Here is a 13,883-nt window from a genome sequence, read left to right as displayed (position 1 = left end):
TAGTGTGTTTTATTTAATAGTTTATTTTAATATCCAAGCATATCCATAATGATTATAAAATCCGGCTAATATACCAGCTTTTTCTCCTATTCCTTCATATAAATCAAAATGTTGACCTTTAATAGCACCGCCTACATCTAATGCAACAACTAAGTGCATTTCATATTCATTAATAAAAATACCTTGTTTATTTAACAATGGTATTTTTAATAAAATTACACTTCCTTTTTTAACTATAGAATTATCTACAGCTATTGAAGTTTGTGGGATTAATGGAACACCATTAGCACCATATACCTGATTTTGTTTTGTTTCTTTAAAAAATACAAATGATGTATTTTCTTCAAATAAACTTTTTACTTCTTGTTTTGTATGTGTTTTGCACCATTCTTTAATAGCTTGCATTGACATATTTTTTTTACTTATTTCACCACGATTAATTAAAATTTGTCCAATAGCTTTATAAGGCCGGCCATTTTTACCTGCATAACTAAAAAAAGTTAATGGTTTGTTATCACCATAACTAATAAAAGCACTTCCTTGAATTTCCATAATAAAATTGTTTATTAAAGAATCACTATAAGCTAAAATATATTTTTTATCTAAAATGCCATCGTATATATCTTTTCGTTTTGGTAACAATTGATTTTTTTTTGTATTTTGAGGCATAGAGTATATTGGGTATTTAAATTGATTTTGTTTGATTTTTCTAGCGTTAATTACTGGAGTGTAATATGCAGTTATTTTAACATTTCCGTAATTATCTATACCTTTCATTTGAAATATATTAATTCCAAATTTGTCAATTTCTTTGATTTTAGAATTTTCTTTTAGCCAATTTATAATTCTATTATAAAGAGGCTTATTTTTTAGATATAAAGATGGAGATGATTTTTCAATTTCTTGAATTTGTTTCAGAAATAATTCTGAATTAGTAATTTTATTGGTAATATGAATTTTTTCAATTTTTGTAATATTTTTTGTGAATTTTTGATTGTATTGCTGTCCTCGATTTGTATTGTTATTTTGGCATGCTATTATAAAAATAGAGAATGAAATTAAAATTATTATTTGAGATATTTTGTTCATTTTTTTATTATATATAAAATATTGTTTTTTTAGTAATATTTATTTTAAAAAAGATTTTTTATAAAAAAACCTTGTATTATTTTTTGTAAAGGTGTATTATTTTATCTGTAAACGCGGGGTGGAGCAGTTTGGTAGCTCGTCGGGCTCATAACCCGAAGGTCGTTGGTTCAAATCCAGCCCCCGCAACCAAATTTTTTGAATATACAGATTTTTATGACAGAAATAAGATTTTATATTTATTATAAACCTTCCTAAAAAAAATTTCTATTCTTTTTTCAAAATTCCACTAATACTAATTCCATTGATATTAATTTTTGTAAATGTTAAAAAAATATAGGGATTTCAAAAAAAATAAAAAATATTCTCACGAAAATCGTACAGATTATTCATATTTTTTGTTTTTTATAGTTTACTTTATATTAACATTCAGTACGGTAAAGATTTTTTAGAAAAACTATGAAATATAATAATTTTTTTAATGAAATTAGATTATCATTTAATTTATAGCTTATTTAGTATGTTTAGACAAAAATTAGAAAAAGAGTATCATGATACTGTAGACTGTCTTTATTATAAAAATTAGAAAAAATATCAATTGATCTAAAAAAATTTTTTATTCATAATTAAAAAAATGATTTATTAATTGCAAAAAATAGGTTGTATTTTAACTGATATATCAGAAATTGTTTATCAATTATTCTCTTATAATAAAAAAATGTATAATTATTAGAGAAATTCTAAATCTTTGATAATTCATATATTTAAACAATTATGTTTTAAAAAAAATATTTATAATTTTTTTTAAATCATGATTTAAAATCATTAATTCTGTCTATTAAACTATTAGATATATCTGTGTTTTTTAAAACAGTTTTTAAAAAAACTTTTCTCGTCGCGAAGATATGTAATGTATTTCGAGCTCTTGTGATACTAGTATATAAAATATCTTTATTTAGAACTTGTGAGTCAAAATTTGGTAATACTAAAAATGTATGAGTAAATTCAGATCCTTGCGCTTTATGAACTGTTGTTGTCCAAGCTGTATCATAATCTCTTAGAACGTTTATAGGAATATTTAAAACTCTATCGTTTTCTTTTAGGAAAGATACTTGAAAAATACCTTTTTTATTAATATTAGTAATTCCTATATTTCCATTAAATAAATTTAAATATGTATTATTGTGAGTAATGATAATAGGTTTTCCTACATACCATATTTTTTCATTAATATAGAATTTTTTTATCATATAGTTTTTATACATTGCTTCTTCTATTTTTTGATTTAAAATCTGTACACCAAATATACTTTCATTTAAGGTGCATAATACTTGATAATTTTGAAAAATTTTTATTATTTCTTTAATTTCTTTTTTATTATATATTTTTTCCCAAAAATTTTTATAGGTTAAAGAAATATATTCGATCATGTTATGATATTCTATAATAGAATTGGTCTCATGAAAAAAAATATTATTTATAGAATTATTAAACAATTTTTTGATTATTTTAATATTTTTACTATAAATAGCATTTGATAAGATATACATCCCTGAATTTTTATTGAATCGATAATTCTTTTTTAAGACACATATCTTATCACTTATAAAATTAGATTTTTTTTTATTTTGTTTTTTTAAACATCTATATTGTATCAGTTTTGAAATTCTAGTTAAATGTTGTAAACTATAACCATCCTTAGAATAGTAACAAATGTTTTGGAATATACATCCAGGTTCTATCGGTGGTAATTGATGGTGATCACCTAGAAAAATTAGTTTGGTATGTTTTGATACTGCATAAAATATTTTTTCCATCATTAAAAGATCTATCATTGAACTTTCATCAATAATTAATATATCTAAATTTAATAAATTATTTTCTTTAAAGAATGTTTTTTGAGATGTTTTTTGAATTCCTAATAATCTATGTATAGTTAAAGCTTCGTAGGGTAAAGATATTTTTTCTTTTTCAGACAAATAAAGATCAAAAATATTATTTTTTAATATTTCATTTAAATGTGTGGTTGCTTTTCCAGTAAGTGCAGACAATTGAATTTTTATTGGATTTTTTGAATTTTTTATTGATGCAATAATTATTTTTAATATAATAGTGGTTTTCCCAGTTCCAGGACCACCGATAATAAATGTTATTTTATTGATCAAGCTAATTGCCACTGCTATTTTTTGTATATTGTCTTTTTTATTTAAAAATAAATTTTCTAATATGATAGCGCATTTTACTTTGTTGATTTTTGGATTATATCTTTTATGTAAAATTTTTAAAATATTGCTTTCTGCTTTCCACATTTTATAGAGATATATTTTTTTTTTAAAAAATACTAAAGGTGTCAAAATAGAACCATTACTTATCGCTGTATGTTTCAATATTTCTTTTTTCCAGTTCACATCTTTTCCTAAAATATTGAAACATTTTTTAAGTATTTTTTTATCAAAAATAGAAGAAAAACTATTTTTTTTAAAATATTCTATTGATAGGAAAACATGTCCATTTCTATTTTCATAGCTTACACAAGTTGCTATCAACATAAAAATATTGCTTTTTTGTGCAACAAAATTTCCAAAATATAAATCAATAGGATGAATCATTTTTTTAGATAGAGCTTGTTTCAGCAACGTAAACATTTTCATATTTTTAGATTTTCTATGAGATTAAATCTGTTAAATTTTTTACTAATGAATAATTTGGTAGTGTATAAAACACACCGTTGTTTTTTTGATTGTTGATTCCTCGTAAGAAAATATAAAAAACACCACCAAAATGATTTTTATAATCATAGTTCTTTATTCTTGTTTCTAAATATTTGTTGATTGCAATAGTATATATTTGATATTGTAAATCATATCTTTTTTTGATCATTTCTTTTTTAATACATTGATCAGAATAATATCTGTTATTTGATCCTAACCAATTAGATTTATAATCGATTATATAGTATTTATTATCCCAAAAAAACATTAAATCAATACATCCTTTTAATATCTCAGAAACAGGATTAAAAAATATTTTCGGAGTGAAAACAGATAAAGAATCAAAAGATTTAATAATATTATTTATTTTTTCAGAACATAAAATGTTTTTAATAGGTAAAAAAAATTCTAATTCTGCTACATATAATTTTTTTAACTGTGATAAAATAATTTTTTGATTACTTAAAGGGGTATTGATAATATCATATATCCAAGACATTAAGGTTTTAGACCATTTTTTAGATATATTATATTCATCTAAAATATTAACGAACCAATTTAAATGACTTTTATTTAAAATATTTAAATTTTTTAATATATAATGTATTAATATTCCAGATGTTTTTCCACTGGGAAAATTATGTATATTTAAATTGTAATTTTGTAATTTCTTTTTTTTAGAAAAGTGTGTTTCAATAATTTTATCGTTATTATAAACTAATGACTTATTTTCTTGAATTAGTGTAGTAAAACTAGTGATATCATAAGAATGATTTATTTTTCTATTTAAAATTTTCGGTGAGGGTATAGAGTAAAAATAATGTTTTTTTTCTTCAGATAACTTAAATTTAATTGTTTTTTGCTTAATTTCTATAATATTATTTTTTTTAAGTTCATTTAGATGACTCATTAAATTTTCATAATTCATAGGATTTCCATTTTGAATAATATATCCTAAAGCGCTTAAATGAATATCACTATTATTGGTATTTTTTTTTCTTTTTTTTGTTAAGCATGCTATACCGATACTACAATGAAGAATCGATCTAGTTATTGCAACATATAAAAAACGAATATCTTCTGCTAATCTTTCTTTATCAGCTTTTTTTAAAGAAGTATTATTTTTATCTATATCAAAAAATATTTTGAAATTTTTTTTATTATGATATAAAGGTAGTTTTGATTTATTAAAATTTATACTAAAAGGTATCCATACAATTGGATATTCTAATCCTTTGGATTTATGTATCGTAATAATTTTCACTGATTGGGATTCATCAAAATTTTTAATACATTCACTATATGATGGGAGTTTTTTATTATTTATTTTTTTTTCTAACCATGTTATTAAATATTTTTTTTTATAAAAAAATTTAAATTTTTCTAATAATAATTCTGCAATATGTAAAACATTTAAATTGTTTTGATATTTGACTTCTACTTTAGAATCATTTAAACATTTTTGATAATCTAGTATTATAGTTTTGATCATATGAAAAATATTTTTTGTGTTCCAAATATTTTTATATTTATACAATTTTTCTATTATTTGATATGAATGTTTAATTGTTTCTTGTGTTTTAATTTCAAAAAATATTGTATTTAAAATATTTGTTGCGATAGATTGTTCTAAAAGTTTTTTATTAGTAGGTTCTAAAATAGATTCTAAAATCCATAGCAATTCTTGAGCTTCAGAAGTGTGAAATATGCTCTTCTTACTAGAAGAATAAAAAGAAAGTATGTTTAGTTTTTTTAATTCCTCTTGAATAATATGAGCTTCTTGTTCGTTTCTAATTAATATAGCAATATCACTAGATTTTAGAGTTTGTTCGCCTTTTTTAGTGATAATTTTCACTTTGTCGTTTTTTGCGCCATTTAACCAATAACTAATTTCGTTTGCGCATTGTTTTGCTATCCATATTTGGTAATCTTCTATATTAATTGTTTTTTCTTGTGGCATAAAAAAGCTAAGTGAAGATTGAGAAATTTTTTTAATTTGAAAATCCATTTTTGAATTTTTACAACAAGGCAAAACAGGTTTAAATAAAATATCTTTGAAGATAAATGGATTTTTATTTTGAAAAAATAAATAATTAATACTATTACACATTTTAATAGAAGAACGCCAATTGGTGTCTAAATAATAGTGTTTTTTTACTTTTTTTTGAACGTATAAATATGAAAAAATATCAGCGCCTCTAAAACTGTATATCGCTTGTTTGGGGTCTCCTATTAAAAATAATGCAGTTTTTTTTGTGTTTTTATATATTAAATCAAATATTTTATATTGTTCAATATTCGTATCTTGAAATTCATCAATAAATGTTACAGGATATTTTTTGCTAATTAGATTTTTTAAATATTTTTCTTTTTGTATATTCTTTAAAAGAATACTTAATAGATCATTAAATCCTAATAATGATTGTTTGTTTTTTTCTTTAGATAAAATTATAGGAATTGTTTTTATAGCGTAAAAAATAATAATATTTTTTAATGAGAATTTTTTTTTTAATATTTTTTCAATTTTGTCAAAAAAAATATGTTGCATTTTTGTTTCAGTTGTTATGTTGTTTTGTAGATATTCTTTTGTAAAATATTTTAGTGCATTTGGTAAGATATAATCTTTAGTATCATTTTTTGACCATTGTGTAATATCTTTTACCCATCTACTAATATTAGATTGATTATATATCTTTTTGTTTATTTTTAACGTTTTAATTGTATTTAATATCGTTGAATAATAAGTTAACCATATTTTTTTAAAACAATTTATTTTATATATATTTCTTTTGTGATATACAAGCAATGTTTCATTGTTAAAATTTTTTTTTTGGAATTTTATTGATTTTATATATAACAGTGGTTTCACTTCCTTTAATAACTGTTTTGGATCTTTATAATATTTATATATGATTTTTATCATATCTTTTGGTAATTTATAGAAATAATTTCTCCAAAAATCTTGTGTGGCTTGTAAATATAACTTTTCTTCATTTTCGATAATTTTTTCTTTAAAAACAGAATTAAAATCGAAAGTATATAATTGTAATATTTTTTTACAAAATCCATGTATTGTATATATAGATATATTATTTATGTTTTTTTGCGCTTCTTCTAAAATATTAATTGCTTCTTCTAAATTTTTTATTTTTTTTAAAAAGACCTTTAAAAAAGATGGTTGTTTGATTTTTTTTGTACAAATTAAATATAAATTTTGAATTGCAGTTTTAATGCGTAAATATAATTCTTCTTTCGCAGCATTAGTAAAAGTAACTACTAATATTTCATGTATTAGAAGTTTTTTAATTGGATTTTTATCGTTTCCTATACCTAATAATAAACGTAAATACAATAATACAATGGTAAATGTTTTTCCGGTTCCAGCTGAAGCTTCTATTAAATTTATACCGTTCAGTGGTATCTTAAAAAGATTTAGTTTTTTCAAATTATCATTTTTCATATATTTTTTTATTTCTTAATAATGGCATTATCCATTTTTTAGCTGTTTTGCAAATTTTTTCTACATTACTTAAATCTAATTGTGTGATTGTTTTTTTAATATATAAATCTTCTTTTTCACCTTTAATATAATTATTTCCAATCCAAGTTTTAAACAATTTTTTGTATCCTATAAGTTTTGTATTATCATCATGTTGAATGATATTTTTCTTTATATTATAAACTGCGTCTAACCATGATGCACCTGATTTTGTTAATAAAATTAATTCTTTTGAACCTTTTATATATCCTATTATATATTTATAAAGATAATTATATGCTTTTTCATGATTCAGAGAAGAATAAGACCATATTTGATTTTTAGGACCTATTATCTTACTTTCTCCGAATCCTTTTATACAAGAATACATTAAATGTTCTATCCATAAAGCAATACGATCACTATAGCTAATTGTATTAGGCTGCCAACGTATCAGACCTGTACTTTGTACGTTATATAAAATACCATGTATTTGAAATTTTTTTAAAATAAAATTAATTTTTTTTTCTTTTGTGACAGACTTGTGTTTTATCACTGATTTAGCTATGGATTCCATATCCTTTTTTATTTTTTTAAATATATTCTCTCCAAAAAAACCGTAAGGTAATTTTCCAGAAAGAATATAAATTTTTAAAATTTTTTCGGTGTCTTTTTGATTGATTATGTTCGTCAATAACATTTCTTTTATTTTAAAAGACTCTATTTGACTGACGCAAAAAGGTTCAGTGTTATTAATTTTTTCTTTTTGAAATCTAAATTTAATTTTTAAAGAATGATTAAAAAAATAACGTATTGGATTTTTCCAGAAAAAAATTAGATCTTTTAGATGAATTTTATTGGAAATATTATTTTTGAATAATTTTATATTATATGTTTTATTGTTGTTTGTTTTAATCTTATTTTTTATAGAGTTATCTAAAGTATTTTTTATATTTTCTTTTTTGTAAAAATATTCTTTTTTGTAATTTTTACATAATAAATTAATAATTCTTTTTTTATTGTCTTTTATATTTAGATTATAATCATGTTTAGGAAAAAAATTAAATGCGATGTAATCTAATAATTGTTCAATTAAAATTGAGGAACTTGTTTTACTTTCATCTTTAATAGAAGTGCCTACATAACTTATATATAAATATTTTTGAGCACAAGAAATATTTTGCAAAAATAAATAACAATACTGTTCATAGAAATTTAAATCGCCAATTAATGGATATTTGTTTAATATATTAATAAAACTATTTGGTTTATTATTTTTTAAAGTGCTTTTATAATCTGAACCAATAATACATATTATTTCAAACGGAATATAACATATATCAGATGGATGACAAAAATTTATAACACCTGGTAAAAATTTTTGGTATGTTCTTTTTATTGTACAATTAAAATGTTTTTTTAGTATTTTAATTGAAATTTTTTGCGTATAGTTAGAATATGAAATATCATCAATCATCTTGATCCAAGATTTATGTAAATTTTGAACAGGTTTATTTGTTTTTTTATAAAAAAAGTCATTGATAAATTCTCTAAACAAAGAGCGCCAACATGAAAGATATTGTGATTTAGATATTTTTTTTTTCCATTTTTTCAGTACGTTTATAAAAATAATTAATTTTCCTATCAGATCTGCTCTAGAAGTGTTAATAACGCTACATGACACGACATCATTCCAAACATTTTCTGTGGTATTAGTTGCATAACTAAGTAATAGTTTTTCAATACCCCATTCCCATGTATTTGCATTATGTTCAGGAAGTGATAAACTTTTTTTGTGTTTAGAGTTAATACCCCATCGAATATTAGCTTCTTGTATCCAATGATATAAAATATTTATATCGTCTTCTGATATATTAAAATGATTAGCTATTTCTGGAATATTAAGAAATTCTAATATTTCTTCATTTTCAAAACGACTATATGATAAATTTAATATTTTATTAAAAAATAAAAATATTTTTTCTTCTTTTTTGGAAACTTTTGTAGAAATAAAAAAAGGAAGATTTTCATTTTCATTTTTTGCTTCGAATATTGCATGAATAGATGACATATAATCATCAATTGAATCACAAATCACAACTATATTATCTAGCTTTAGGTTTTTATTTTTATTAAAATGTAATAATAATGTGTCATGTAAAATTTGAATTTCATTATATTTATTGTCACAAATATTTATAGAAATAGAGTTGTCTATTTTAAGAAATGATTTTTTTTTAATGTTTTTTAAATTTAAACAATCAAATTTAAGAAAATTTTTTTTTATATTATTTAATAAATTTATATTTTTGTTTGCTTCATTTTTAAAAAAATTAGTTATTTTTATTTTTTTAGAATGCATCAGTTTAATTATATAATATTCTTCATATTTTCTCCATAATGATAATATTGTATTATTTGGATGTTTTTTTTTGTGAGAAAGATTACCATTTTTAATGGTATTTGGATAAAATATATTTGTTTTAAAAGGTGTTATATATAAAAAGTAGATATTTGTATATTTACTAATAATTTTTAATATTTTTATATACGATGGCGTTAATGTAAAAGAAGAAATAATAAAAATACGATTAGGTAAAACATTTTTTTTTATTTTATTATGATTCTTTAAAGATTGAAAATAATTGAATAAATTTACAAAATGATAACCGGATTGATTATTTTTTTTAGAATGATTTATTATTTCTTTCCATAATTTTACTTGCCATATTTCATCTTCGTTAATTAAACATGTATTTTTATTTTGTTCCCATTCGTTAATCCAGTTAGGACGATATATAAGGTATTGATGAAAAATTGTTGCCATTAAATATGAAAATTTAAATTTTTTATATGCATTGTCTTTTGTTTTTATATGTTCACAAAAATTCTTTTTATTTAACACATTCATAATGTTCCAAGTTATAATAGATTGGGTGCATGTGTTTTTTAAATTATTTTTGTACAGGATTGATTGAAACACTTTCCATATAAAATCATGAGGACGATAAAATTTAAAATTTGCTGAAATTCCTATATTATTTGAAATGAATATATTTAAATATTTAAATAGTATTTTACTATCATGAATAAAAATTTCTTTTTCGAAAATATTAGAAAGTGGTTTTTTTTGAATAATTTGACATACTTTTGATAAAAGTATATTTATTTTATTTGATCTAAAAATAATAAACATAATAACCTAATTGTTTTTAAATAAACACTGAAAAATAAAAAATATCTTTATAATTTATTTTTTTTACTTTTTTGATAAAAATGTACATCTATTTGAGGATAAGGGATGTTGATATTATTATCATCGAGTGCTTTTTTAAACTTCACCATTAAATCCCAGTATACAGAATGTAAATCATCTGTGTTACTCCAACAACGTACTATAAAATTTAAGGAAGATGGAGCTAATTCACTAAGTCCTACAATAATATCTCGATCTTTAATGACTCTGTCTTCATTTTCTATTACATTTCGTAAAACTTTTATCACAAAATCAATGTCTGAATCATATGCTACACTAATAATAAATTCATTACGACGTGCAGGTTCTCTTGAATAATTAATAACATTACCAGAAATAATTTTATTATTTGGGACTACTACAATTTTCCCATCTAAAGTGCGTAATGTTGTATAGAAAATATGGATATTTAATACAGTACCTGCTACGTTTCCTAAATCAACATATTCACTTGTTTTTAACGGTCTTAAAGTGACTAATAAAACACCAGCTGCAAAATTAGATAATGAACCCTGTAATGCTAAACCTATTGTCATCCCAGCAGCTCCTAATATAGCAATTACTGATGTTGTCTGTACTCCAATTCGACCTAATGCAGCAATAAGTGTAAAAGTGATGATGATATATCGCATTAATGCAGATAAAAATCCAGCGATTGTTGCATCAATATTACGAGTTATTAGGACTTGATTTACTCCGTTTGATATTATTTTTGCTATAAACATTCCCACAGTTAAAATAATAATTGCAGATGTCAGATTAACTGTATATTCAACAAGTAATTCTTGATTTCGCATTAACCAATTTCCTGCATGATTAATATCGTTTACTACATTTAATTCATCCATTTTTGTCTCTGTATATTTTAATTAATATTTGGAGATATTATAATACTTTTAATATAATAATATCTCGGAGAATAGTTTTTTTATTCCCCGGAGTATAATTTACATTGTCATAAAATATTACAAGCATTTAATTCCTTAAATGATTGTTCTAGTCTTTTTGACATTGATTCTTGAGAGGCTCTAATCCATGATCTTGGATCATAGTATTTTTTATTTGGTTGATTTTTATTAGTATTATTTCCTAATTGGTTATGTAAAAATTCTTTATTTTTTCTATAAAAGTCTAATACACCATGCCATGTAGCCCATTGCATATCTGTATCAATATTCATTTTAACTATTCCGTATTTAATCGATTCTTTTATTTCTGTTATATCAGATCCTGAACCTCCATGAAACACTAAATTTAATGGATTTTTTTTTAAATTATGTTTAATACTGACATATTTTTGTGAATTTTTTAAGATAATAGGTTTAAGATCAACATTTCCAGGTTGATAAACACCATGTACATTTCCAAATGCTGCAGCAATAGTAAAATTATTACTAATTTTATATAATATTTCGTAAGCATAATTAACGTCTTCAGGTTGTGTATATAGCAGTTTTTTATCTATTTCATTGTTATTTACACCATCTTCTTCTCCTCCTGTACATCCTAATTCTATTTCTAACATCATGTTGATTTTTTTCATCTTTTTTAAATAATTTCTACAAATAGATATATTTTCTTTTAAATTTTCTTTTGATAAATCAATCATATGAGATGTAAATAAGGGTTTATTATATTTTTTATAATAATTTTTACCAATTTTTAGTAATTCATCAATCCATGTCAATATTTCTTTTGAACAATGATCTGTGTGAAGTATTACTGGAATTTTATAATATTTTGCCATCAAATGTACATGTTTAGCTCCAGATATAGATCCTTGAATTGCTTGTTCCTGAGTACTTTTAAATCTTTCTTTATATCCTGCAATAAAAGCAGCACCTCCATGAGAAAATTGAATAATAACTGGAGCTCTCATTCTAGCAGCGGTCTCTAGTACACTGTTTATAGAATCTGTTCCTATACAATTTACAGCAGGAATTGCGAATTTTTTCTTTTTAGCAAATTCAAATATTTTTCGTGCTTCGTTGCCAGTTACAACACCGGGTTTTATTATATTTAAAATATTCAATTTTCTTCCTATTACGTAATGTTTTAAGTTTTATCTCTATTAATTTAGTTGCATTTTTTATAGGTTTCTTCCAACATACTTATTGAAGGTAATTTTTTTCCTTCTATAAATTCTAAAAAAGCACCTCCTCCAGTTGAAATATAAGAGATATTATTCTTTATATTAAACATATCTATAACAGACAATGTATCACCTCCTCCAGCAATAGAAAATGCATTGCTTGCTGAAATTGTTTTTGCAATTGTTTCAGTCCCTTGACGAAAATTGGGAAATTCAAAAACTCCAACCGGACCATTCCAAATAATTGTTTTGGACATTTTAAGAATTGGAATAATTTTTTTTATAGTTTCATCTCCAAAATCCATAATTTCTTCATCTGAATTTATATTAAAAGGTAATCTAATTATAGATTCTTCAGTTTTAGAAAAATTTTTCCCTACGCGAGAATCAATCGGTATAATAATATTATATGTATCACGTATCTTTTTAGCTTCCGCAATAAAATCTGGTTCATATAATGATTTTCCAATGTTGTAATCAATTGCTAAAAAAGTATTAGCTATTCCACCTCCAACTATAATAGTATCTGCAATTGTAGCTAATTTATGTAATACATTGAATTTAGTTGATACCTTTGCACCTCCTACTATAGCTGTCATAGGACGTTCAGGGTTTTCTAATGATTTTTTTAAACATTTTATTTCATTAATTAAAAGCGGTCCAGCGCATGCTATTTTTGCAAATTTTCCTACACCATAAGTAGATGATTGCATTCTATGTGCGCTTCCAAAAGCATCCATGACGAAGATATCGCATAGATTGGCATATTTTTTAGATAATTCATCGTTATTTTCTAATTCTCCTAAATTAAATCGAACATTTTCTAAAATAACAATTTCTTTTGGTTTAAGCTGTATTCCATCAAGGTAATTATTAGAAAAATATATTTTTATATGACTTAATTGTTTTTTTAAAAATTCAAATATAGGTAATAAAGAATATTTTTTTTCGTAATGTCCTTCTTTTGGTCTTCCTAAATGAGACATAATAATTATTTTAGCATTTTGTTTAATGGCTATTTCGATAGTAGGAAGTGCTGCTAATATTCTAGCATGAGATTGAATAATTCCATTTTTTATAGGAACATTGAGATCACTTCTAATCAAAAGTGTTTTTTCTGTTATGTTTAATTCAGTCATTTTGATCATATTCATAATATAAGTATCCATTTTATAGATAGTATTATCTAGCTATTAATTTTTTAATTACAAGTCATTAAAAAATATTTTATTTTAAAATAAATTAAAACTGTTTATTAAT

Annotated in this window: 7 protein-coding genes and 1 tRNA gene; 1 reads left to right on the top strand and 7 read right to left on the bottom strand. The window is 22.5% G+C overall.

From position 1 onward, the window contains the following. Positions 1 to 21: 21 nt before the first annotated feature. Positions 22 to 1,089: a murein transglycosylase A gene (gene mltA, locus ATN01_RS02305; RefSeq protein ID WP_075433470.1), complete on the bottom strand. Its 1,068-nt coding sequence runs from the start codon at positions 1,087 to 1,089 to the stop codon at positions 22 to 24. A gap of 112 nt (positions 1,090 to 1,201) precedes the next feature. Between mltA and ATN01_RS02300 the strand changes: the two genes are divergently transcribed. Beyond that, a tRNA-Met gene (locus tag ATN01_RS02300) sits at positions 1,202 to 1,278 on the top strand. Positions 1,279 to 1,895: 617 nt separating this feature from the next. Here the strand turns inward: ATN01_RS02300 and recD are convergent. The 6 genes from recD to ATN01_RS02270 form a co-directional block, all read right to left on the bottom strand. Continuing rightward, positions 1,896 to 3,731, bottom strand: coding sequence for an exodeoxyribonuclease V subunit alpha (gene recD / locus ATN01_RS02295; protein WP_075433621.1), 1,836 nt, complete (start codon positions 3,729 to 3,731; stop codon positions 1,896 to 1,898). 19 nt (positions 3,732 to 3,750) lie between these two features. After that, positions 3,751 to 7,257 carry an exodeoxyribonuclease V subunit beta gene (gene recB / locus ATN01_RS02290; RefSeq protein WP_075433469.1) on the bottom strand — a complete coding sequence of 1,169 codons (3,507 nt, stop codon included), beginning with the start codon at positions 7,255 to 7,257 and terminating at the stop codon, positions 3,751 to 3,753. After that, positions 7,247 to 10,471 (bottom strand): exodeoxyribonuclease V subunit gamma, encoded by a 3,225-nt coding sequence (gene recC, locus ATN01_RS02285; protein ID WP_075433468.1) that lies wholly within the window; start codon positions 10,469 to 10,471, stop codon positions 7,247 to 7,249. The genes recB and recC overlap by 11 nt, the downstream gene beginning before the upstream one ends. A gap of 47 nt (positions 10,472 to 10,518) precedes the next feature. Next, positions 10,519 to 11,379 (bottom strand): small-conductance mechanosensitive channel MscS, encoded by an 861-nt coding sequence (gene mscS / locus ATN01_RS02280; RefSeq protein WP_075433467.1) that lies wholly within the window; start codon positions 11,377 to 11,379, stop codon positions 10,519 to 10,521. Between the two features lie 107 nt (positions 11,380 to 11,486). Then, the gene (fbaA, locus tag ATN01_RS02275) at positions 11,487 to 12,563 is read right to left on the bottom strand and encodes a class II fructose-bisphosphate aldolase (protein WP_075433466.1); all 1,077 of its coding nucleotides are present in this window, start codon (positions 12,561 to 12,563) and stop codon (positions 11,487 to 11,489) included. A 44-nt stretch (positions 12,564 to 12,607) separates the two neighbouring features. Then, the gene (locus ATN01_RS02270) at positions 12,608 to 13,777 is read right to left on the bottom strand and encodes a phosphoglycerate kinase (protein ID WP_075433465.1); all 1,170 of its coding nucleotides are present in this window, start codon (positions 13,775 to 13,777) and stop codon (positions 12,608 to 12,610) included. Positions 13,778 to 13,883: the final 106 nt, after the last annotated feature.

Source organism: Buchnera aphidicola (Diuraphis noxia), assembly GCF_001700895.1.
Classification (GTDB): Bacteria; Pseudomonadota; Gammaproteobacteria; order Enterobacterales; family Enterobacteriaceae; genus Buchnera; species Buchnera aphidicola_D.
The sequence above is the reverse complement of the archived record's forward strand: the minus strand, read 5'-3'. Positions and strand labels throughout refer to the sequence as shown.

Excerpts from the sequence above, each read along its gene's own strand:
- mltA (WP_075433470.1), bottom strand. The coding sequence starts at position 1,089 with ATGAACAAAATATCTCAAATAATAATTTTAATTTCATTCTCTATTTTT.
- recD (WP_075433621.1), bottom strand. The coding sequence starts at position 3,731 with ATGTTTACGTTGCTGAAACAAGCTCTATCTAAAAAAATGATTCATCCT.
- recB (WP_075433469.1), bottom strand. The coding sequence starts at position 7,257 with ATGAAAAATGATAATTTGAAAAAACTAAATCTTTTTAAGATACCACTG.
- recC (WP_075433468.1), bottom strand. The coding sequence starts at position 10,471 with ATGTTTATTATTTTTAGATCAAATAAAATAAATATACTTTTATCAAAA.
- mscS (WP_075433467.1), bottom strand. The coding sequence starts at position 11,379 with ATGGATGAATTAAATGTAGTAAACGATATTAATCATGCAGGAAATTGG.
- ATN01_RS02270 (WP_075433465.1), bottom strand. The coding sequence starts at position 13,777 with ATGAATATGATCAAAATGACTGAATTAAACATAACAGAAAAAACACTT.